Raw genomic sequence first — 23,440 nt, forward strand, 5'->3', positions numbered from 1 at the left:
CCCGCGAAAGCGGGGAATCCAGTACGCCGCGGCCCTTCCGTATCGCACTACCGCCTCTGGAATACTGGATCGCCCGCCTTCGCGGGCGATGACAGTGGAGGATGGGACGGCACCATGGCGCCCCTGACGACCCCCGCCCCACAGAACAAAAATCTTCTAAATTTCACTCTCTACACAGTGAATTGCTTCTCTTTCCGGCCTCTTGCGTAGTAGAATCCTCGGAACCAGTTCCACGCCGGGTCTTGCCATGATCTTTCGCCAGCTCTTCGACAGCGTTTCGGGCACCTACAGCTATGTCCTCGCCAGCCGCCCCGGCGGCGAGGCGCTGATCCTCGATCCCGTGCTGGAGAAGGTCGATCGCTACTGCCAGCTGCTGCGCGAGCTCGACCTCAAGCTGGTGAAAGCCGTCGACACGCATCTGCATGCCGACCACGTCACCGGCCTCGGCGAGCTCCGCGACCGCACCCATTGCATGACCGTGATGGGCGATCAGACCAAGGCCGACGTGGTGGCGATGCGGGTCGCCGACGGCGACAAGGTGACGATCGAGGGCCTCTCGCTCGACGTGATGTACACGCCCGGCCACACCGACGATTCCTACTCCTACCTGATGGGCGACCGCGTCTTCACCGGCGACACGCTTCTGATCCGCGGCACCGGCCGCACCGATTTTCAGAACGGCTCGTCGCGCGCGCAATACGAGTCGATCTTCAATCGCCTGCTCAAGCTGCCGGACGAGACGATGGTGTTCCCGGCGCATGACTACAAGGGCGACACCGTCTCCACCATTGGCGAGGAGAGGCGCTACAATCCGCGGCTACAGGTGCGTTCGGTCGACGAATATATCGAGCTGATGGCGAACCTGAAGCTGCCCAATCCGAAGATGATGGACGTCGCGGTGCCCGCCAACATGCATGTCGGCCTGCATCAGGAGGAGCTGGAGAAAGAGGGCCGCGCGGTCAGCGCCGTCGAGGCGATCCGCTCGCTTGGCCGTCCCGATATCCTGCTGGTCGATCTGCGCGAGACCAATGAGCGGATGAAGCACGGCATGCTCGAAGGCGCGCTGCATACGCCCTACCCGTCCGTTGAAGACAGCCTGAAGCCCGGCGGCATGCTGCGCGAGGTCGCGGCCGCCACCGGCCGCCGCGTCGTGTTCTTCTGCGCCTTCGGCGAACGCTCGGCGATGGCTGTCGCCGCCGCCAAGGAAGCCGGCCTTTCCAACACTGCCCACATCGCCGGCGGCATCGATGCCTGGAAGAAGGCCGGCGGGCCTGTGGTGCACTGACGCCCCCTTCTTGCGGTAAGTCAGGAACCGCACATATTTTCGGGGTAGAAGCGGATGACGCATCACCATCCGGGATCACCCATGGCCAAGACTGGCAAGCCGGGCAAGCCGCCCAAAGTCGCTGATAACAAGCAAGCGGACGACAAGGCGAAGAAGCCCCCGCCTCCGCTCGACGACGACGATTGCGACGACGGCGACATCGCGACGCCGAAACGCGACCGCTACGGTTCGGATGACGAGCCGTTGTGAGGGATGAGAAGCTCGGCTTTGACGCGCACCGACGCGACACCCCCCCATGTCGTCCCTGCGAACGCAGGGACCCATAGCCCCAGGGAGTGGTTTGGTGGGGACCGTCGTTCAGTACTCGACCTCGCACAATCGAGACATCACGCGGTATGGGTCCCTGCGTTCGCAGGGACGACCGCAGGGATGGAGCCCCACCCGCGCTACCTGCCATGCGCCCGCGTTCATGGACAAATAACGGCTCTGCCCGAGAGTTTGCGCGTCCCCCTTTAGGACGTGAAACGGAACTGCAATGGTCGACGTTCTCGCCGCACCGCAACAAGGCAAGGCGGACAGCGCGCTGCGCACGCTGACCGGGATTTCGATCGCGCATTGGGTCAGCCATTTCCATCTGCTGGTCCTGCCGATGCTGTTTCCATTCCTGAAAAGCCAGCTCGGCGTCGGCTATATCGAGCTCGGCTTCGCGCTCACCGTATCAGCGGTCGTATCCGGCCTGACGCAGGCGCCGACCGGCTATCTCGTCGACCATTTTGGCGCGCGCAAGATCCTGCTGGGCGGGCTCGCGCTCGGCGGCTTCGCGCTGATCCTGCTCGGCCTGCACCTCAGCTATGCCGCGCTGATTGCCTGCGCGGTGCTGCTAGGTCTCGCCAACAGCGTCTACCACCCCGCCGACTACGCCATCCTGGCCGAGCACATGGATGAGGCGCGGATGGGCCGCGCCTTCTCGGTCCACACCTTTGCCGGCTATCTCGGCGGCGCCGTGGCGCCGGCAATCGTCGCGGCGCTCGTCACCGTCTCCGGCGGCACGGGTGCGCTGATCGCGTCGGGCGGGATCGCCGTGCTGGTGGCCCTGCTGCTGGTCGTCATGAACATTCCCGATGCCGGCGCGCACAAGACCAAGCCGGGCAACGAAAACGCGCCGAAGCAGGCCGTGGTCACGCCGGCGCTGATCACGCTCACCGCGCTGTTCATGCTGCTCAGCCTGTCGGTCGCCGGCATCAACAATTTCGGCGTGGTGGCGCTGATGAGCGGCTATGGCGCGTCCTACTCCGCCGCCAATGTCGCGCTCACCGCGTTCCTCGGCGCCAGCGCCGCAGGCGTGCTCGCCGGCGGCTTCCTCGCCGACCACACCGCGCGCCACGGCTATGTCGCAGCCGCCTGCTTTGCTGCGAACGCAGCGATCGTGCTGCTGATCGCGCTGGTCACGCTGCCCGGCTGGATGCTGACGGCCGCAATGATGACCGCGGGCTTCCTCTTCGGCGTGATCGCGCCCTCGCGCGACATGCTGGTGCGCAATGCCGCGCCTCCCGGTGCGGCGGGCCGCGCCTTCGGCATCGTCTCCACCGGCTTCAATCTCGGCGGCATCGTCAGCCCGCTGCTGTTCGGCTGGATCATGGACCAGAGCGCGCCGCACTGGGTGTTCGGGGCGTCCGTGATCTTCATGGTCGCAACCGTGGTGCTGTCGCCGTTCACGGAGCGGAAGCCTGCCAAGACGTAGCTACAAACTCAACTGTCGTCCCTGCGAAAGCAGGGACCCATAACCACAGGGAGGAATGCGGCGCGAGACTGATAACTCCGAGTCTTCGCCAAACACCTCCCTGTGGTTATGGGTCCCGGATCTGCGCTTCGCTTGTCCGGGACGACGGATAGAGAAACGAAAAACAACAAACGGGAAGAAACACCATGAGCACCCCTGATCTCGTGATCCGCGGCGGCACCGTCGCGGATGGAAGCGGCGGCGAATTGTTCGAAGCGGATGTCGCCATCACCGCCGGCAAGATCACCGAGGTCGGCAAGGTCGCAGGCAAAGGCAACGAAGAGATCGACGCGCGCGGCAAGCTCGTCACACCGGGCTTCGTCGACGTGCACACCCATTATGACGGCCAGGTCACCTGGAGCCAGGACATCACGCCGTCGTCGCAGAACGGCGTCACCACCGCGATCATGGGCAATTGCGGCGTCGGCTTCGCGCCGTGCAAGCCCGCCGACCACACCCGCCTGATCCAGCTCATGGAGGGCGTCGAGGATATTCCCGAACCGGTGCTGAGCGCCGGTATTCCCTGGGCGTGGGAGAGCTTTCCGGACTACATGAACTGGCTGTCGAAGCGCGATTTCGACATCGATGTCGGCGCGCAGCTGCCGCATGCCGCGCTGCGCGTCTATGTCATGGGCGAACGCGGCGCGCGCCGCGATCCCTCGACCGCCGAGGACAATGCGGCGATGGCGAAGCTCGCGGGCGAGGCGGTGCGCTCGGGCGCGCTGGGTTTCTCGACCTCGCGCACGCTCAACCACCGCACCTCGACCGGCGATTTCACGCCGACGCTGAAGGCCGGCGAGGACGAGCTCACCGCCATTGCCGGCGCGATGCACAGCCAGGGCCGCAGCGTGCTGCAATTCGTGCTCGACCTCTCCACCCTCCACGAAGATCTGCCGATGATGCTGCGGGTGGCGGATGCCACCAAATGCCCGATCTCGTTCTCGATCACGCAGAACGACAAGGCGCCAAACCGCTGGCGCCAGACGCTGGACGAGATCAATGCGGCCGCGAAGCGCGGCCTCTCCATCACCGCGCAGATCGCAGCGCGCCCGGTCGGCCTGCTGCTCGGGTTGGAGCTGTCGCGCAATCCGTTCCAGACCCATCCGAGCTACAAGGCGATCGCGCATCTGCCGCTGAAGGAGCGGCTGGCGCGGCTGCATCAGAGCGACGTGCGCAAGGCGATCCTGAGCGACGGACGATCCGCTGTTCTTCCGGCCCAACTACGAGAAGATGTTCCTGCTCGGCGATCCCCCCGATTACGAGCAGCCGCCGGAGAACGCGCTGGGGCCGCAGGCGCGCAAGCAGGGCCGCCAGCCGGAAGAGCTCGCCTACGATGCGATGCTGTCGGATGAGGGCAAGGGCATGCTCTACGTGCCCTTCCTCAACTATGCCGACGGCAATCTCGACGCGACGCGCGAGATGCTGATCGATCCGCAATCGGTACCGGGCCTCTCCGACGGCGGCGCGCATTGCGGCATCATCTGCGATGCGAGCTTTCCGACCTATCTGCTGACGCACTGGACGCGCGACCGTAAGCGCGGCGAGAAGCTCACGATCCCGTTCGTGGTGGCCGCGCAGTCGCGCAAGACCGCGCTCTCGGTCGGCCTCACCGATCGCGGGTTCATTGCTCCCGGCTATAAAGCCGATGTCAATGTGATCGACTACGACCGGCTGCATCTGCATCCGCCGAAGGTGCATTACGATCTGCCGGTCGGCGGGCGGCGGCTGTTGCAGGATGTCGACGGTTATGAGGCGACGATCGTGTCGGGCGTGATGACGCGGCGGCACGGTGAGGCCACGGGCAGGCGACCGGGGAAGTTGATCCGGGGTGCGCAGGGGGTGCAGTAGCGAAGATTGCGAGTGAGGCGCGAAGACCGCGCCTCACATTCAGTGTCGTCCCTGCGAACGCAGGGACCCATAACCACAGGAAGTGGTTGTGGAGCTAGGCTGGTAACTCCGAGTCTTCGCCAAACCACTGCCTGTGGTTATGGGTCCCGGATCTGCGCTTCGCTTGTCCGGGACGACAGTTGTGGTTGTGGCCGGCAGCGTCGCCCATTACGTCGGTGACACCGCGCCCTTCAGTGCCGCGGCCTGCGGAGCCGCACCGCGGGTCAGCCTGGCCTTTTCTGTGTTCGGCCACAGCAGCAGCAGGCCGATGACGCCGGAGCCGACCATGACCACCGCGTTGATGGTGAAGCCGGTCAGGTAGCCGTCGACCATGTTGCCGGCGCGCTGGATCACGGCGCCCATCACGCTCGGCGCGATGATGCCGGAGAGCGTGTACAGCGCGCCGTAGATCGCGATGACCGCGCCGCGCTGCGAGGCCGGGGTGAACTCGCCGAGCATCGGCGGGCAGACGACATAGATCGCGCCGCACAGGCCGGAGCCGACGACGAGCATCGCGATCTGCAGGCCCGCGCCCTGCACATGCGCCATCATCGCCAGGATCAGGCCGCCGATGATCAGCGGCACCGAGCCGAGCACGCCGCGCGAGATGCGCGTGGTGTAGCCGCGCGCCATCATCACCTGCGAGATCCACCCCGTGAGGATGACGATGGTGGCGCCGAACACCCAGGGCAGGATCGAGATGAAGCCGGCCTGGCTCTGCGAGAAGCCGAGGCCCTTGACGATGAAGGGCGTGAACCAGGTGAGGCCGAGCGACAGCGCCCAATAGGCGCCGAAGGTTGCGATCACGCAGCCGAGGAAGGTGCGCGAGGTCAGCAGTTGCACGTAAGGGATTTTCGGCTCGGTGATGGCGAGAACCTGCGTATCCTCGAGCGGGCCTTCCTTGCCGAACGTCAGCCAGGCACAGACCCAGAGCAGGCCGACGACGCCAAGCGCGCCGAAGGCGTAGTGCCAGGAATGATTGACGATGACCCAGTTCAACGCCGGCACGGCCAGGATGACGCCGAAGGCCGAGCCTTGCGACAGGATCGCGGTCGGCAGCGTGCGCTTCTCGTCGGGGAACCATTTGTAGATGGCGTGGGCTGCGACCGAGAAGGCAGGTCCCTCGCCCGCGCCGAGCACGATGCGGCAGATCAGGAGCGTCGTGAACGAGACGGTGCCGACCATCGGGAACTGCGCCAGCGCCCAGATCACCGCCAGCGTCAGCAGCACCCAGCGCGTCGGCACCTTGTTGACGATGAAGCCGACCACGATGGCCGAGATCGAGAACAGGAAGAAGAACGAGGAGCCGAGCAGGCCGAATTGCTCGGCGTCGAGCTTCAGGTCGGTCATGATCGGCACGCCGGCGAGACCGACGACGATCTTGTCCGCGAAGTTCACCACCATGAAGAGAAAGAGGAGAAACGTGACGGTCCAGGCGCCCTTCGGCGTTGCCTTGACTTCCCCTGCCGTCCTGCCCGCAACGTCGGGCGTTCCCTGAGCGCTCATCAATCTCCCCGTATGTCTTTTTGTCGGCACGTTTTTGATTTGGCCGTTTTGGGAGCTAACAACGGCTTCAAGGCCAACGCAACCCCGGCATTTCCACGGCAAGTGTGCTACGCAGCATTGAGTTAATTCCGTCCGGCGCATTGACCTTGCTGAGCATCCGAAACCTCTCAAAGACCTTCTCCTCGGCCGGCGAGCCGGTCCATGTGCTGCGCGGTGTCGACCTCGACCTCAAGGCCGGCGAGCGCGTCGCGCTGACCGGCGAGTCCGGCAGCGGCAAGAGCACGCTGTTGCACCTGATCGCGGGTCTGGATGCCGCCGACAGCGGCACAATTCGCCTGGAGGACACCGAGGTCACCAAGCTCTCGGACGCGGGCCGGGCCGAGCTGCGGCGCGACCGGATCGGCCTGGTTTTTCAGCAGTTCAATCTGATCCCGAGCCTGTCGGTCGCCGACAATCTGGCCTTCCAGGCGCGGATCGCCGGCCGTCACGATGCGGCATGGTCAAAGGAGCTGGTCGAGCGGCTCGGGCTCGGCGGCCTGCTCAAGCGTTATCCAGAGCAATTATCAGGCGGCCAGCAGCAGCGGGTCGCGATCGGCCGAGCGCTGGCGACAAAGCCGTCACTGCTGTTGGCGGACGAGCCGACCGGCAATCTGGATGAAGATACCGCCGACGACGTGCTGGCGCTGACGCGCGACCTCGTCACGCGCACCGGCTGCGGCTTCCTGATGGTGACGCACAGCCTGCACCTGGCCGGCACGCTCGACCGCCACGTCACCTTGCATGCGGGGCGGATCGCATGAAGCGCGCGCTGTGGGTCCTCGCGGTGCTGCTGAGCCACTGGCGACGGCATAAGATGCAGTTCGCGACGCTCCTGATCGGGCTGATCGCGGCGACCGCGCTGTGGAGCGGCGTGCAGGCGATCAACCAGCAGGCCCGCAATGCCTATGACCGCGCGGCGGCGACGTTCGGCGGCGCGCGCACGGCGATGCTGGTGGCGCCTGATGCCGCGACCTTTTCGCAGCAGCTGTTCATAAAACTCCGCCGCGCGGGCTGGCCGGTCTCGCCGGTGCTGGAAGGCCGCGTCCAGGTCAACGGGCGTTCGGTGCGGCTGCTCGGCATCGAGCCGGTGACGATGCCGGCCGACGTCGGTAACGCCCCGCGCCTCGGCGCGTCGGATTTGAGCAGTTTTGTTGCGCCGCCCGGCCAGACATTGGCGGCGTGGGAGACGCTGAGCGATTTGCAGGAACAGGAAGGCGCGGCACCGCCGATCAGCAACGGCGCAAAACTGCCGCCGCTGCGCGTGCTGCCGCAGCTCGTGTCCGGCGTGCTGGTCGTCGACATCGGCGTCGCGCAGCGGCTGCTGAACAAGCCGGACCAGGTGTCGCGGCTTTTGATCGGCAAGCCGAAGGGCAAGCCGGCGCCGCTGGCGAGCGTCGTTGGCGAGCAGTTGCAGCGGGTCGAGCCGAATGCGGAGACGGAGCTGGAGCGCCTCACCGACAGCTTCCATCTCAACCTCACCGCCTTCGGCCTGCTGTCGTTCTTCGTCGGTCTCTTCATCGTCAACTCCGCCGTCGGCCTCGCCTTCGAGCAGCGGCTGCCGATGCTGCGCACGTTGCGGGCCTGCGGTGCCTCGGCGCGGCTGGTCAACACGGTGCTGGTGGTCGAGCTGGTGGCGCTGGCGCTGGTCGCCGGACTGATCGGGCTCGTCTGCGGCTATTTCATCGCGGCCGCGCTGTTGCCCGACGTCGCGGCGTCGCTGCGCGGGCTGTATGGCGCGCAGATCCCGGGGCAGCTCACACTGCGCTCCGAATGGTGGCTCGCCGGCATCGGCATCAGCATTGCGGGTGCACTCGTGGCCGCCGCGACCAGCCTGATCAAGGCGATCAGGATGCCGGTACTGGCGACCGCGCAGCCGTACGCCTGGCAGCAGCGGCAGCGCCGCTGGCTGGTCCTGCAAAGCATTGCGGCCTGCGCCGTGTTCGTGGTCGCGCTGTTGCTGCTGCAATACGGACAATCGCTGATCGCGGGCTTTGGCGTGCTGGCCGCATTGATGTTCGGTGCGGCGCTGATCCTGCCTGCTTTCCTCGAGATCATCCTGCTCGTGGGCCAGCGCTGGGCGAAAGGACCGATCGCGCTGTGGTTCTGGGCGGACAGCCGGCAACAGCTCTCCGGCTTGTCGCTGGCGCTGATGGCGCTGCTGCTCGCGCTGGCCGTCAATGTCGGCGTGTCCACCATGGTGGAGACCTTCAGCCGCACCTTCGTCGGCTGGCTCAACGGGCGGCTTGCCGCCGACGTCTACATCAGCGCCTCCGACAATGCGCAAGGCGTTGCGATCCGGAGCTGGCTGAAGCAGCGCAGTGACGTGCAGGCGATCCTGTCGGGCGGACGCGCCGATACGCAGGTTCAGGGCCAGCCGGTGGAATTGCTCGGCCTGCCCGATCACGCACTCTATCGCGAGCGCTGGCCGCTGCTGGAGACCGCGCCGCGCGCCTGGACCCAGCTCGTGCCCGGCAATGCCGCCTTCATCAGCGAGCAGCTGAGCCGCCGCCTCAACGTCCGCGTCGGCGATGTCATCGAGGTGCCGGCGCCGGGCGGCACCTGGGAGCTCGACATCGCCGGCATCTATGCCGATTACGGCAACCCCAAGGGGCAGCTCGCCGTCAACGTCGCGGCGCTGATCCGGCACTTCCCGCAGACGCCGCAGACGCGGATCGGCCTGATCGTCACGAAGGAAAATATCCCCGGCCTGATCGCGGCGTTGCAGAAGCAATTCGCGCTCGACGACCGCAGCGTCGCGGATCAGGCGACGGTGAAGGCGGAATCGATCCGGATCTTCAACCGCACCTTTGCGGTGACGTCGGCGCTCAACGCTTTCACGCTCGGCGTCGCCGGCATTGCGCTTTTGACCAGCCTGCTGACACTGGCGAATTCACGCCTGCCGCAGCTCGCGCCGCTGTGGGCGATCGGCATCACGCGACCGCGCCTTGCCGCGATCGAACTGACCAAGACATTGTCGGTTGCGCTGTTCACCTCGCTGCTGGCCGTGCCGCTCGGATTGCTGGTGGCGTGGTGCCTGATCGCGATCGTCAATGTGAAGGCGTTCGGCTGGCGGCTGCCGTTCCACGTGTTTCCGCTGCAGCTGGTGGAGTTGGTCGCAGTCGCGCTGGTCGCTTCGCTGCTTGCCGCGCTGCTGCCGATGATACGACTGGCGCGGATGCAGCCGGCGAGCCTCGTCAAGGTGTTTGCCAATGAGCGTTGATAAAATCACGCGGCGCGCGTTCGCCGGCGGCATCGCCGCACTCGCGGCTGCCCGCCGCGCTGGCGCACAAGGCTATGCCGGGCTCGGCGAGACCGCCGACGGCTTTGCGAAGGTGACACCGGGAAAGACGTTCAGCTTTCCGGCCGATCACGGCCCGCATCCGGAGTTTCGCATCGAATGGTGGTATCTCACGGCGAACCTCGTCGATAGCAGCGGCGCGGCTTGCGGCCTGCAATTTACGCTGTTCCGCCAGGCGGCGCGGCCGGGCCCGCAAGGCGAGGGCTGGGCCAATCGGCAGATCTGGATGGCGCATGCGGCGGTGACGCGCGCCGACACCCACCGCTTCAGCGAGGTGTTTTCGCGCGGCGGCATTGGACAGGCCGGCGTCACCGCAAAGCCATTTGCGGCGTGGATCGATGATTGGGAGATGAAAGGTTTTGAGCGCACCGACGATCGCATTTTGGCGCCTCTGCTGCTGAAGGCGGCGGGCACCGATTTCAGCTATGCGCTGACGCTGGAGGCCGATCGTCCCGTGGTGCTGCAGGGCGATCACGGCTACAGCCGCAAGTCCGAGCGCGGGCAGGCGTCCTACTATTACAGCCAGCCGTTCTACCGCGCCCGCGGCAGCCTCATGATCGACGGCAAATCCGTCGATGTCTCGGGCCAGGCCTGGATTGACCGCGAGTGGAGCAGCCAGCCGCTCGATGCCGACCAGACCGGCTGGGACTGGCTGTCGCTACATCTCGCATCCGGCGACAAGCTGATGCTGTACCGGCTGCGCCAGAAGGACGGCAAGGACTATCCGTTCGGCAACTGGATCAGCGCCGCGGGTGACACGCAGATGATCGCGGGTGGCGATATCCAGATGAGTCCGAAAGCGACCGCCGAGATCGCGGGGCGCAAGCTGCCGGTGGAATGGCAGATCGCGATCCCCTCACGATCGCTCTCGATTGCCTGCAAGCCGCTTAACCCAAAAGCCTGGATGGGGACCGGCTTCTCCTATTGGGAAGGGCCGATCAGCTTTGCCGGCACGCATGACGGCGTTGGCTATCTCGAGCTGACCGGCTATTGAAGCGCGACCTCCTCAAAAGGACCCGCGATGTATCATCTCACCGCCCTCGTCACGCTGCTGGCGATCGCATTTTACATGTTCACCTGCATCAACGTCTCGCGCGCGCGCACCAAGACCGGGGTCGAGGTGCCGGCGATGTCGGGCCACCCGGATTTCGAGCGCGCCTTCCGCATCCAGGCGAACACGCTGGAATGGATGCCGGTCTTCCTGCCGGCGCTCTGGCTGTTCGCGATCTATATCGGCGACGCCATTGCAGCGGGAATCGGCGCGGTCTGGATCATCGGCCGCATCGTCTACTTCATCGGCTATTCGAAGGCGGCGGCAAAGCGCGGCCCGGGCTTTGCGATCCAGGGGATCGCGGCGATTGCGCTGTGGGCGGGGGCATTGGGGGCGGTGGTGTTGCGGATGGTGTGAGGCAGTCCGCCGCCAAACATTCCGCCGTCGTCCCGGACAAGCGCGCCCCTAGGCGCGCGCCGATCCGGGACCCATAACCACAGGAAGCAGTTGTAGCGCAGGTTGATAACTCCGAGTCCCCGTAACCACGTCTGCCTGTGGTTATGGGTCCCGGATCTGCGCTCCGCTTCGCTGCGCTTGTCCGGGACGACAGCGAGAGTGGAGCGCCAGCCTTGCCCCTTCCCTCACTTCGTCAGCGGGCAGCCGCTGTCCTTGGCGGCGAAGAACGCCTTGTCGCCGGGGACGGTTGCGAGCAGCTTGTAATAGTCCCACGGCTTCTTCGATTCCGACGGCTTCTTGACCTCGAACAGATACATGTCGTGGACCATGCGACCGTTCTCGAGCACCTTGCCGCCCTGCGCAAAGTCGTCGTCGACCGGCAGCTCCTTCAGCTTCTTGGCGACCGCGTCGGGGTCCTTGGTGCCGGCGGCCTTGACCGCCTTGAGATAGCTCAGCGTCGCCGAATAGGTGCCGGCCTGGATCATGTTCGGCATCCGGCTGGTGCGCTTGAAGAAGCGTTCGCCGAAATGGCGGGTGCGGTCGTTGAGGTCCCAGTAATAGCCCTCGGTCAGCACCAGGCCTTGCGCGGCCTGCAGGCCGAGACCATTCACCTCGGCGAGCGTCATCAGGAGGCCGGCAAGCTTCTGGCCGCCGGAGACGATGCCGAACTCGGCCGCCTGCTTGATCGAGTTGGTGGTGTCGAGGCCGGCATTGGCGAGGCCGACGATCTTCGCCTTCGAGCTCTGCGCCTGGAGCAGGAAGGAGGAGAAGTCCGACGAGTTGAGCGGCACGCGCACCGAGCCGGCCACCTTGCCGCCATTGGCGGTGACGATCTCGCTGGTGTCCTTCTCCAGCGCATAGCCGAAGGCATAGTCGGCAGTGAGGAAGAACCAGGTGTCGCCGCCCGCTTTCGTCAGCGCGCCGCCGGTGCCGACGCCGAGCGCGCGGGTGTCATAGGCCCAGTGGAAGCCGTAGGGCTGGCAGGCATCGCCGGTGAGGCGCGAGGTGGCGGCGCCGACGACGATGTCGATCTTCTTCTTTTCCTTGGAGAGCTCATGGATCGCGAGCGCGACCGAGGAGGTCGTCAGCTCCGTGATCATGTCCACGTTCTCGACGTCATACCAGCGCCGCGCGATCGACGCGGCGAGATCCGGCTTGTTCTGGTGATCGGCGGTGACCATCTCGATCTTCTGGCCAAGCACTTCGCCGCCGAAATCCTCGATCGCCATCCTGGCGGCTTCGACCGAGTATTTGCCGCCGTAGTCGGCATAGACGCCGGACTGATCGTTGAGAATGCCGATCTTGACGCCTTGCGCGAAGGCCGGCGCAGCCAGCAACAGAGCAGACGTTGCGACAGCGGCCAAAAGTGCTGATTTCATATGTTGGCTCCCAGCAGTTTTCTGTTTTGAAATCGCGCGGATACTAGTGAAGAACCCCGCGCCTGCCCATCCATTTCATGTTGGTCGTTAGTATGGGCGCCAGCCACAAAACTGGTGTCGTCCCGGACGAGCGAAGCGAAGATCCGGGACCCATAGCCACAGGGAGAGGTTGGGCGCGAGCTAGCGGTTGGCAGCCTTCGCCAAACTCCTCGCTGGGAGTATGGGTCCCCGCGTTCGCGGGGACGACACCATGATTGTGGACGCACCGATGGCCACACGGGCCATCGCTAAGCCACCACCTCCGGCTTCTTCCCTTCGTTCCGCCCTTCCGCCAGGTTCCGCACCACCACATAGAAGATCGGGGTGAACAGCAGGCCGAACAGGGTGACGCCGATCATGCCGAAGAACACGGCGACGCCGACCGCCTGCCGCATCTCCGAGCCGGAGCCGGACGATATCACCAGCGGCAGCACGCCGAGGATGAAGGCGAAGGAGGTCATCAGGATCGGCCGCAGGCGCAGGCGGCAGGCGTCGATCACGGCCTCCAGCCGCGGCTTGCCTTCTTTCTCGATGTCGCGTGCGAACTCGACGATCAGGATCGCGTTCTTGGCAGCTAACCCCACCAGAACGACGAATCCGATCTGGGTGAGGATGTTGACGTCCTGCCCCATGATGCGCACGCCGATCGTGGCCGCGAGCAGACACATCGGAACGATCAGGATCACCGCGAACGGCAGGGTCCAGCTGCCATATTGCGCGGCGAGCACGAGATAGACGAACAGCACGCAGATCGGGAATACGAGCAGGCCGGCATTGCCGCCGATGACCTGCTGATAGGACAGATCGGTCCATTCGAAGGTGAAGCCGCTCGGCAAGGTGTCGTCCGCGAGCTTCTTGATGGTGTTGAGCGCGGTGGTCGAGCTGACGCCCGGCGCCGGCTCGCCCTGCAATTCGGACGCCGCATAGAGATTGTAGCGCGCGACGCGGTCGGGGCCGGAGACGTCCTTGAACTCGACCACGCTGCCCAGCATCACCATGTCGCCGGAGGCGTTACGCGTGCGCAGGCGCGAGAGGTCGCTGGGTTCTTTTCGGAACGGGAAGTCAGCCTGCGCGGTGACGTGATAGGTGCGGCCGAACAGGTTGAAGTCGTTGACGTAGGTCGATCCGAAGTAGGTCTGGATCGTGTCGTTGATGCTGGCGATGGGTACGCCGAGCTTCTGCGCCTTGGTGCGGTCGATGTCGACGAAGAGCTGTGGTGTGTTGGCCGTGAACGGCGAGAACACCGTGGGGCCGAGCAGCAACGGCGATTTGCGCGCCGCGGCGACAAGCTCGTCGGTGGCTGCGGCGAGCAGCTCCGGCCCGCGGCCTTGGCGGTCCTGGATGCGGATGGTGAAGCCGCCGCCGGTGCCGATGCCGGGCACGGCCGGCGGCGGAATGACGATGATGAACGCGCCCTGGAGCGCGGCGAGCCGCTTGCGCAGCTCGGCCGTGATGGCGTTCGCCGTCAGCCCCTTCTTCAGCCGCGCTTCGGGCTCGTCGAACACCGGAAACAGCGCCGCTGCGTTGCCCTGCTGCGTGCGCGTGGCCCCCGAGAATCCAGCGAAGACGGCAACACGGATGATGCCCGGGGTATCCAGCGCAATCCGCTCGATCTCGCGCACTATCTCGGTGGTGCGCGCGAGTGACGCCGCGCCGGGCAATTGCACGGAGACGATGACGTAGCCGCGATCCTGCGCGGGGATGAAGCCCTGCGGCGTGGTCCCGATCAGCCAGCCGGCGCTGCCGATCAGCACGACGTAGATCAGCAGCATCGCGACGGAATGACGGATCACGAAATTGGCAAGGCCCGCATAGCCATGCGAGAGCCGGTCGAACACGCGGTTGAAGACGCCGGTGAAGGCACCCCACGCCCGCGCGATGACGTTCCAGGCAGCCGGCGGTCGCTTCTCCTCGTGCGGCGTGAGGATCAGCGAGGCCAGCGCCGGCGACAGCGTCAGCGAGCAAAAGCAGGAGATCGCGGTAGCAACCGCGATGGTGACGGCGAATTGCTGGAAGAATTGCCCGGAAATGCCGCCGAGGAATGCCGTCGGCACAAACACGGCGCAGAGCACCAGCGCAATCGAGACCAGCGCGCCGCCGACCTCCTCCATGGTTTTGAGTGCCGCATCGCGCCGGCTGAGACCATGCTCGAGATGCCGCTCGACATTCTCGACCACCACGATGGCGTCGTCGACGACGATACCGACGGCGAGCACGAGGCCGAACAGCGTGAGATTGTTGATGGAGAAGCCGAGCGCAGCCATCACGGCGAACGTGCCGACCAGCGAGACCGGAATCGCGATGATCGGGATGATCGCCGGACGCCAGCCCTGCAGGAACACGAGCACCACGATGACCACCAGCAGCATGGCCTCGTAGATGGTCTTGATCAGCTCGTGGACGGATTGCGCGATGAACTCGGTCGGATTGTAGCCGATATTGTAGTCGAGGCCTTTCGGAAAACTCTCCTTCAACTTGACCATGGTGTCGGAGATGCTTTTCGCGGTCGCCAGCGCGTTCGACCCGGGCCGCTGGGTCACCAGCATGCCGACCGCCGATTTGCGCAACAGGAAGCTGTTGGTGGAGTAGGAGAGCGCACCAAGCTCGATGCGGGCGACGTCGCGCAGGCGCACGGTTCGGCCGTCCGAGCCGGCCTTGATCAGGATATCCTCGAACTGTCTCTGATCCTTCAGCCGTCCGGTGAAGACGAGGTTCGGCTGGAAGGCGCGGTCGGCGATCGGCGGCTCGGCGACCTGGCCGCCCGCGATCTGGATGTTCTGCGCGCGGATCGCGGCAATCACCTCGGTGGAGGTCAGGCCGAGATTGGCGATGCGGTCGGGGTCAAGCCAGAGCCGCATCGAATAATCGCGTGCGCCAAAAATCTGGATGTCGCCGACGCCGTCGAGCCGCAGCAGCTGGTCGCGGACCTGGAGCAGCGCGTAATTGGAGATGTAGAGCTGGTCGAACGTGTCGTCGGGCGACAGCATGAACACGACCATGAGGATGTCGGGCGAGTTCTTGCGCGTGGTGACGCCGTTGCGCTGGACTTCCTCGGGCAGCCGCGGCTGCGCGATCGCGACGCGGTTCTGCACCAGCACCTGGGCCTTGTCGAGGTCGGTGCCGAGCTTGAAGGTGACGGTGATGGTGAGCTGGCCGTTCGAGGTCGCCTGGCTGTAGAGATACAGCATGTCCTCGACGCCGTTGATCTCCTGCTCGATGGGAGCTGCCACCGTGTCGGACACGGTCTGCGCGGAGGCGCCGGGATATTGCGTGGTGACGACGACGGTCGGTGGCACCACTTGCGGATATTCGGAGACCGGCAGCGTGGTATAGGCGAGCGCGCCGACGATCAGCAGCACGATCGACAGCACCATCGCCAGGATGGGCTGGTTGATGGAGAGACGGCCAAGGCTCATGACTTGTCACCGGGCTTGGCCGGCGCTGGCGCGGGAGACGGAGCGACCTTGGCGCCGACGCGGGCGCGCTGGATGCCGTTGACGATGACGCGGTCCTCCGCCTTCAGCCCCTCGCGGATCACGCGCAGGCCCTCATCGAGCGGACCGAGCACCACGGGGCGCGCCTCGACGGTGTCGTCCGGCTTCACGACGAACACGATCTTGCGGGACTGGTCGGTCGCGACCGCGACGTCGGGAATCAGCAGCGCCTCATAGGGCGCGCTGCCGATCAGCCGGACGCGGCCGAACTGGCCCGGCAGGATCGAGAGATCGGTGTTCTTGATCACGGCGCGGCTGCGCAGCGTGCCGGTGGAGACATCGAGGCGGTTATCGAGGAAGTTGATGGTGCCCTCATGCGACGGCTTGGTCTCGCCGGCGAGCGTCACCTGCACCGGGTTCGCGGTGTCGCGCGAGCTCGGGCGGCGGCCTTCGAACCACAGCTTGCTGTATTTGATGAAGGTTGCTTCATCCATGTCGAAATAGACGTAGATCGGATCGAGCGCGACGATCGAGGTGAGCAGCGTCGAGGTGCCGGTATCGCTGCCCTGCACGAGATTGCCAGGGCTGACGAGATGCCGACTGACGCGGCCGGTGAGCGGCGCGGTCACATGGGTGAACTCGATATTGAGCCGGGCGGCCTTCAGCGCACCTGCGGCTTGCGTTTCCGCGGCATGCGCCGCCTGCAGGGCCTGGCGGCGCTGGTCGACGGCCTGCTCGGAGACCGCGCTGGTCTGGACCAGGTTCAGGCCACGGTCGAGCTCGCGCTTGGCAAGCTCCACCTTGGCACGCGCGTCGGACAACTGGCCGTCCGCCTGCTCGGCCACCGCCTCGAACGGGCGCGGGTCGATGACATAGAGCAGGTCGCCCTGATGCACGATCGCCCCGTCCTGGAACTCGACGGAGTTGACGAAGCCGCCGACGCGGGGGCGCACCTGCACCTCCTCGACCGCCTCGAAGCGGCCGGTGAACTCGTCCCAATCGGTGACGGTGCGCTTGACCGGCTGGGCGACGGTCACCGGCGCGGGCGGTGGCGCCGACGCTTGCGTGGCGGGCTGCCCACAACCGGCGAGCGTGAACGCCGCTGCAAGAAGGCCGGCAATTGCATAAGGCATTGCGCAGGGCCTGGGCTGAACGAAATCGTGCTTTTTGACAAACTGCTCGTTTCCGTCCGGTTCAGTCATCCCAGGTCCTCGCATAAGAGCCGCCGCCGAAAACGCAGGGTACGCCTCTACCCGCGGGCGCCACAAGATGGTTGGCAATGATGAACTCTTCAAGACCAATGCACGCGCAATGCTTCGAAGAATGCCCTGGCCGGATGGCGGGTTGACAGTGAGAGAGATGATGACAAGCGGCGGCTGATGCGCGTCGGCGGAAGGTCAGCAATCAAGACGCGGCGCTCGCCACCCTCCTCTGGAGGGGGAGGGTCGATCGCGCGCAGCGCGAGCGGGGTGGGGTGATCTCTCAACACGAGCACTGTTCGATGCGGAGAGACCGTCACCCCACCCCGGCTCATATTTCGCTGCGCTCAACATGAGCCGACCCTTCCCCTCCAGGGGAGGGTAAGAAAGTCGCCAGCGTCTTCACACATGACGGATGCCGTCCGCTCGGCTAGATTACTCCCAGAAAAAACAAAGCCGAATTGTCCTGGGAGGACAGGCGTGCACCAGGGACGTGTCGTTTACGGCGCGATCGAGGAGGTCGTGTTCGGCTATCCCGCGGCCGAGGCCGTCGTTGCGCAGATGGACCGGCTGGGGACGCGCCGCGCCTTCCTGATGGTCTCCGGTACGCTGAACCGGCAGACCGACGAAATCGCGAAGATCAAGGACGCGCTCGGCGCGCGTTGCGCCGGCCTGTTCGACGCCATGCCGGCGCACACGCCGCGCGAGGCGGTGATCGCGGCGACCAATGCGGCGCGCGAAGTGAACGCCGACCTGATCGTCACTCACCGTGGGCGGCGGCTCGATCACTGACGGCGCCAAGGCGGTGCAGCTCTGCCTTGCCAACGGCATCGACGACGTCGAGGGCATCGAGCGCATCCGCGTCCACAAGGGCGTCGCGCCCGAGATGACCGCTCCGAACGTGCGCCAGATCAGCGTGCCGACCACGATCGCCGGCGGCGAGTTCAGCGCGATCGCCGGCGTCACCGACCGCGCCACGCATGTGAAGCAGATGCTGCGGCATCCGCTCACGGTGCCGCGCGCGACCATCCTCGATCCCGCCATCACCGTGCACACGCCGGAATGGCTGTTTCTCTCCACCGGCATCCGCGCCGTCGACCATTGCGTCGAGGCGATCTGCTCCCGCGAGACGCACCCTTATGCCGATGCGCAGTCGGTGAAGGGCCTCGCCATGCTCGCCGACGCGCTGCCGCGGGTGAAGGCCGACCCTGCCGACCTCGACGCCCGCATGGATGCGCAGATCGGCACCTGGCTGTCGATGGGCGCGCTCGCCGCCGGCGTGCCGATGGGCGCGAGCCACGGCATCGGCTATGTGCTGGGTGCGGCCTTCGACGTGCCGCACGGCTACACCTCCTGCATCATGCTGCCCGCGGTGATGCGCTGGAATGCGCGCGACAATGCCGAGCGCCAGACGATCGTCGCCGCCGCGATGGGTTTTCCCGGCCACAATGCCGGTGACGTGCTCGATGCCTTCATCCGCTCGCTCGGCATGCCGCGCAGCCTCGCCGACGTCCGCGTCTCGCCGGAGCATTTCGACGCGATCGCCGAACAGGCGATGCGCACCAACTGGATCCCGCGCAACCCGCGCAAGATCGCCGGCCCCGCCGACATTCGCGAAATCCTGCTTCTCGCCGCATAATTTCAAGCCGGAGGACTGATGTATCCAGGTCAGCATGCTCGTCTACGCCCGCTCCAGCCGGCCTTCATCATGGCTGCAACCGGCGAGGCCGTCACCTATCGCGAGCTCGATGCGCGCAGCAACCGCCTGGCGCATCTGTTCCGCGAGCACGGCTTGAAGCGGCTCGACCATTATTCGATCTTCATGGAGAACAATTCGCGCTACCTCGAAGCCTGCGGCGCGGGCGAGCGCTCCGGGCTGTACTACACCTGCATCAACTCGTTCCTGACGCCGGGCGAGCTCGCCTATCTCCTCGTCAACAGCCAGTCGAAAATCCTGATCACGTCCGTTGCGAAACTCGACATCGCCCGCGAGGCGATCAAGGCCTGTCCGGACATCAAGCTCTGCATCGTCGCCGACGGCCCCGGCGAGAGCGACCGTATCGTCGGCCTCGCCGAGGTGACCGCCGACCTGCCCGAGGCTCCGATCGCCGATGAATGGCTCGGCACCGCCATGCTCTACTCATCCGGCACGACCGGACGGCCGAAAGGCATTCTGCGCCCGCTGCCGGAGGAACCGCCGAAGCACAATCTGCCGCTGTTCGATTTCCTGACAAAGCTTTGGCACTACCGCGAGGGCATGGTCTATCTGTCGCCCGCCCCGCTCTATCACTCCGCGCCGCAAGCAGCCGTGAACCTCACGATCCGCATGGGCGGCACCGTGATCATCATGGAGACATTCGATCCCGAGCGTTATCTCCAGCTGGTCCAGCAATGGGGCATTACCCACACCCAGCTGGTGCCGACGATGTTCTCGCGCATGCTGAAGCTGCCGGAGGAGGTGCGCGGCCGCTACGACCTGTCGTCGCTGGAGATCGCGATCCACGCCGCCGCGCCCTGCCCGGCGCTGGTCAAGGACAACATCATCAAATGGTGGGGGCCGATCATCCACGAATATTACGGCGCGACCGAAGGCCTCGGCTTCACCGCCTGCGACAGCGAGGAATGGCTTAGCCACCGCGGCACCGTCGGCAAGGTGCTGCTCGGCGACCTCCACATCCTCGACGAGAACATGAGGGCGTGCCCGACCGGCACGCCGGGCCAGGTCTGGTTCAAGACGGCCTCGCCGTTCGAATATTTCAACGACCCCGAGAAAACCAGGGAGGCGCGCTCGGCCGACGGCAGCATGAGCACGGTCGGCGACGTCGGCTATGTCGACGAAGATCGCTTCCTCTATTTGACCGACCGCGCCACCTTCATGATCATCTCCGGCGGGGTGAACATCTATCCGCAGGAATGCGAGAATCTGCTGATCACCCACCCGAAGGTCGCCGATGCCGCGGTGTTCGGCGTGCCCAATCCCGATCTCGGCGAAGAGGTGAAGGCGGTGGTGCAGCCGATGCCCGGCATCGTGCCGGGCGAGGCGCTCGCCGAGGAACTGATCGCCTTCTGCGGCCAATCGCTGTCGCGGCAGAAGGTGCCGCGCTCGGTCGATTTCGAGAAGGAACTGCCGCGGCTGCCGACGGGCAAGCTGTACAAGCGGCTGCTGCGGGACCGCTACTGGGGGAACAAGACGTCACGGATCGTGTGAGGGCGTAGTCAAGAACTCCGCTGTCGTCCCGGACAAGCGAAGCGCAGATCCGGGATCCATAACCACGGGGAAGAGTTTGGCGAAGACTCGGAGTTGCCAGTTCGCGCAGCAACTCCTCCCTGTGATTATGGGTCCCGGGCTCGCGACTTCGTCGCGCCCCGGGACGACGGCGGAGTTTGTTGAGGCAGCTGCCCGCACATCTGCACAGGAACCATCCCTTCGCACCTGCACTCTCGCATGAAGAGAGTGTGAACGCCTGCGGCCTTCCGTCATCCGAATTGTCGAGGCGGCGAGCGGCCTTGCCGGTTGCCTCGCTGCACGTGCGTCGCTATCGTCTGACAAACAGGCCGCAAAGGCCCAAAAGACGAATGTCCAGGGAGGATGAGCATGCGGAGCGTGTGGGCGCTCGCCGCAGTGGCGGCGCTATCTGTGCTGACGGCCTCGACGACCACGCTCGCCGGCGGGCCCAAGCAGGGCGGAATCCTGCGGATGTACCACCGCGACAGCCCGGGCAATGCCTCGATCCATGAAGGCGCGACCTATTCGCTCAATGTTCCCTTCATGCCTGTGTTCAACAACCTCGTCATCTATAAGCAGGACGAGGCGCAGAACAGGATGGACAACATCATTCCGGAACTCGCCGAGAGCTGGGCCTGGGTCAACGACAACAAGACGCTGACCTTCAAGCTGCGCCCGGGCGTGAAGTGGCATGACGGCAAGCCGTTCACCTCCGCGGACGTCAAATGCACCTTCGACATGCTGATGGGCAAGTCGCAGCAGAAGTTCCGGCAGAATCCGCGCAAGACCTGGTACGAGCAGGTCAACGACGTCTCCACCAACGGCGAGCTCGAAGTTTCCTTCAACTTGAAGCGGCCGCAGCCGTCGCTGCTGGCCCTGCTCGCCTCGGGCTACACGCCGGTCTATCCCTGTCACGTCTCGCCCGGCGACATGCGCACGCACCCGATCGGCACCGGCCCGTTCAAATTCGTCGAGTTCAAGGCCAATGAATCGATCAAGCTGACCCGCAATCTCGATTATTGGCGCGAGGGGCGGCCCTATCTCGACGGCATCGAGTTCACCATCATCCCGAATCGTTCGACCGCGATCCTCGCCTTCGTCGCCGGCAAGTTCGACATGGCGTTCCCGACCGAAGTGAGCATTCCGCTGTTGAAGGACGTCAAATCGCAGGCGCCGAATGCGGTCTGCGTGGTCGAGCCCAACAATGTCGCCACCAACATCATCGTCAATTCCTCCGCGCCGCCGTTCGACAATATCGACATCCGCCGCGCGATGGCGCTGACGCTCGACCGCAAGGCCTTCATCTCGATCATGTTCGAGGGCCAGGGCGATGTCGGCGGCACCATGCTGCCGCCGCCAAACGGGCTGTGGGGCATGCCCAAGGAGATGCTCGAGAGCATTCCCGGCTATGGCCCCGATGTGAGCGCCAACCGCGAGGAAGCCAGGAAGCTGATGCAGAAGGCCGGCTACGGGCCGGACAAGCATCTCGCCGTCAAGGTCTCGACCCGCAACATCCCGGTCTACCGCGATCCCGCGGTGATCCTGATCGACCAGCTCAAGAGCATCTATATCGACGGCGAGCTCGACGTGGTCGAGACCGCGAACTGGTTCCCGAAGATCGCACGCAAGGACTACATGCTCGGGCTCAATCTGACCGGCAACGCCGTCGACGATCCCGACCAGTCGTTCTACGAGAACTATTCCTGCGGCTCCGAGCGCAACTACACCAATTACTGCAACAAGGAGATCGAAAAGCTGTTCGACGTGCAGTCGCAGGAGACCGACGTCAACAAGCGCAAGAAGCTGGTGTGGGACATCGACAAGAAGCTGCAGGAGGACGTCGCCCGCCCGATCAGCCCTATGTCAAGGGCGTAACGGTGATGTCGAACAGTTCCTATAATGGGTATCGCTACGAGGACGTCTGGATGGACAAGTAGCGCAGGCGGCTGACGGTTTCGACAGGAGGCGATGCATGTTTGCCTATCTGGTGCGGCGCCTGTTCCTGATGCTCGTGACCCTGTTCGGGATCTCGGTCGTCATCTTCTTCCTGCTGCGCATCGTGCCCGGCAACATCGTCGACATCCTGTTTGCCGCGGCCGGCTACGTCGATCCCGCCGACAAGGCCAATCTGGAGAAGGAGCTCGGCATCGACCAGCCGCTGGTCGTGCAGTACTGGCACTGGATCAGCGGCTTTCTGCGCGGCGATTTCGGCTACTCCTATGTTTCCGAGAAGCCCGCGCTTCAGGAGATCCTGCCGCGGATCCCGATCACCGCGCGGCTCGCCGGGCTGGCGCTGCTGTTCTCGGCGTCGATCGGCATTCCGCTTGGCGTTATCAGCGCGGTGAAGCAGGGGACGCGGCTCGATTACGCATTGCGCGTCGTCAGCCTCAGCGGATTGTCGCTGCCCTCGTTCTGGCTCGGTCTGCTGATCCTCACGGCGTCGGTGGCGATGTTCAACCAGATGCCGATCTTCAATCCCAATCCGAAGACCTGGCTCGAAGCGTTCGCGACCTACGCCGTGCCGGCCGCAGCCGTCGGCTTCCGTAGCGCGGCGCTGACCATGCGCATCACGCGATCCTCGATGCTCGAGGTGTTGCGGCAGGATTATATCCGGACCGCCCGCGCCAAGGGCGCATCGGACGCGGCCGTGAACTATCATCATGCGCTGAAGAACGCGATCCTGCCCGTCATCACCGTGATCGGCATCGAGGCGGCGTTCCTGATCGGCGGCCTCATCGTCACCGAGACCGTGTTCAACATCCCTGGCGTCGCGCGCTTCCTGGTCGAGGCGATCCGCTGGCGCGACTACCCGATCGTGCAGAACCTCGTGATGCTGATTGCGGTCGTGGTGGTGAGCACGAACTTCATCGTCGACATGCTCTACGCGGTGTTCGACCCGCGTATCCGGTATACGGATTAGG

Annotated in this window: 13 protein-coding genes and 3 pseudogenes; 12 read left to right on the forward strand and 4 right to left on the reverse strand. The window is 65.1% G+C overall.

Annotation, left to right across the window (positions count from 1 at the left end; translation table 11 throughout):
• The first annotated feature begins 247 nt into the window (after positions 1-247).
• The 4 genes and pseudogenes from QJT78_RS03665 (at position 248) to QJT78_RS03680 (ending at position 4,913) form a co-directional block, all read left to right on the forward strand.
• Positions 248-1,285 carry an MBL fold metallo-hydrolase gene (locus QJT78_RS03665; protein ID WP_028151962.1) on the forward strand — a complete coding sequence of 346 codons (1,038 nt, stop codon included), beginning with the start codon at positions 248-250 and terminating at the stop codon, positions 1,283-1,285.
• Between the two features lie 81 nt (positions 1,286-1,366).
• On the forward strand, positions 1,367-1,534 hold the full coding sequence (locus QJT78_RS03670; RefSeq protein ID WP_085965282.1) for a hypothetical protein: 168 nt from the start codon (positions 1,367-1,369) through the stop codon (positions 1,532-1,534).
• Between the two features lie 286 nt (positions 1,535-1,820).
• Positions 1,821-3,026 carry an MFS transporter gene (locus QJT78_RS03675; protein ID WP_038942179.1) on the forward strand — a complete coding sequence of 402 codons (1,206 nt, stop codon included), beginning with the start codon at positions 1,821-1,823 and terminating at the stop codon, positions 3,024-3,026.
• Positions 3,027-3,211: 185 nt separating this feature from the next.
• Positions 3,212-4,913: pseudogene (locus QJT78_RS03680) on the forward strand (amidohydrolase family protein).
• A 207-nt stretch (positions 4,914-5,120) separates the two neighbouring features.
• Here the strand turns inward: QJT78_RS03680 and QJT78_RS03685 are convergent.
• Positions 5,121-6,458 carry an MFS transporter gene (locus tag QJT78_RS03685; protein ID WP_038942178.1) on the reverse strand — a complete coding sequence of 446 codons (1,338 nt, stop codon included), beginning with the start codon at positions 6,456-6,458 and terminating at the stop codon, positions 5,121-5,123.
• A gap of 146 nt (positions 6,459-6,604) precedes the next feature.
• Between QJT78_RS03685 and QJT78_RS03690 the strand changes: the two genes are divergently transcribed.
• Genes QJT78_RS03690 through QJT78_RS03705 form a run of 4 tightly spaced genes read left to right on the forward strand, consistent with a single transcriptional unit; the run spans position 6,605 to position 11,203 of the window.
• Entirely contained in the window at positions 6,605-7,258 is a 654-nt protein-coding gene (locus QJT78_RS03690) for an ABC transporter ATP-binding protein (RefSeq protein WP_028149086.1), read from the forward strand.
• Entirely contained in the window at positions 7,255-9,717 is a 2,463-nt protein-coding gene (locus tag QJT78_RS03695) for an ABC transporter permease (RefSeq protein WP_028149087.1), read from the forward strand. The genes QJT78_RS03690 and QJT78_RS03695 overlap by 4 nt, the downstream gene beginning before the upstream one ends.
• Positions 9,707-10,789: a lipocalin-like domain-containing protein gene (locus QJT78_RS03700; protein WP_028149088.1), complete on the forward strand. Its 1,083-nt coding sequence runs from the start codon at positions 9,707-9,709 to the stop codon at positions 10,787-10,789. The genes QJT78_RS03695 and QJT78_RS03700 overlap by 11 nt, the downstream gene beginning before the upstream one ends.
• Before the next feature lie 27 nt (positions 10,790-10,816).
• Complete coding sequence (locus QJT78_RS03705; protein WP_028149089.1) at positions 10,817-11,203, forward strand: MAPEG family protein; 387 nt, start codon at positions 10,817-10,819, stop codon at positions 11,201-11,203.
• A 224-nt stretch (positions 11,204-11,427) separates the two neighbouring features.
• Here the strand turns inward: QJT78_RS03705 and QJT78_RS03710 are convergent, their stop codons facing one another.
• The 3 genes from QJT78_RS03710 to QJT78_RS03720 all read right to left on the reverse strand — a co-directional run bounded on the left by QJT78_RS03710 (position 11,428) and on the right by QJT78_RS03720 (position 17,296).
• Positions 11,428-12,621 carry an ABC transporter substrate-binding protein gene (locus QJT78_RS03710; RefSeq protein WP_028149090.1) on the reverse strand — a complete coding sequence of 398 codons (1,194 nt, stop codon included), beginning with the start codon at positions 12,619-12,621 and terminating at the stop codon, positions 11,428-11,430.
• 287 nt (positions 12,622-12,908) lie between these two features.
• Positions 12,909-16,076: a multidrug efflux RND transporter permease subunit gene (locus QJT78_RS03715; protein ID WP_212478730.1), complete on the reverse strand. Its 3,168-nt coding sequence runs from the start codon at positions 16,074-16,076 to the stop codon at positions 12,909-12,911.
• The gene (locus QJT78_RS03720; RefSeq protein WP_028149092.1) at positions 16,073-17,296 is read right to left on the reverse strand and encodes an efflux RND transporter periplasmic adaptor subunit; all 1,224 of its coding nucleotides are present in this window, start codon (positions 17,294-17,296) and stop codon (positions 16,073-16,075) included. Before QJT78_RS03720 ends, QJT78_RS03715 begins: the two co-directional genes overlap by 4 nt.
• Positions 17,297-17,773: 477 nt before the next feature.
• On the opposite strand from QJT78_RS03720, the pseudogene QJT78_RS03725 reads away from it, so the two are divergent.
• From QJT78_RS03725 to QJT78_RS03740, 4 genes and pseudogenes are all read left to right on the forward strand, one after another.
• Positions 17,774-18,932 (forward strand): annotated as a pseudogene (locus QJT78_RS03725) (iron-containing alcohol dehydrogenase).
• A gap of 18 nt (positions 18,933-18,950) precedes the next feature.
• Positions 18,951-20,501, forward strand: coding sequence for an AMP-binding protein (locus tag QJT78_RS03730; RefSeq protein ID WP_028149093.1), 1,551 nt, complete (start codon positions 18,951-18,953; stop codon positions 20,499-20,501).
• Positions 20,502-20,888: 387 nt separating this feature from the next.
• Positions 20,889-22,456, forward strand: a pseudogene (locus QJT78_RS03735) (ABC transporter substrate-binding protein).
• A gap of 35 nt (positions 22,457-22,491) precedes the next feature.
• Entirely contained in the window at positions 22,492-23,439 is a 948-nt protein-coding gene (locus QJT78_RS03740) for an ABC transporter permease (protein ID WP_038942171.1), read from the forward strand.
• Position 23,440 lies beyond the last annotated feature (1 nt).

The organism is Bradyrhizobium sp. Mp27 (genome assembly GCF_029953005.1).
GTDB lineage: Bacteria > Pseudomonadota > Alphaproteobacteria > Rhizobiales > Xanthobacteraceae > Bradyrhizobium > Bradyrhizobium barranii.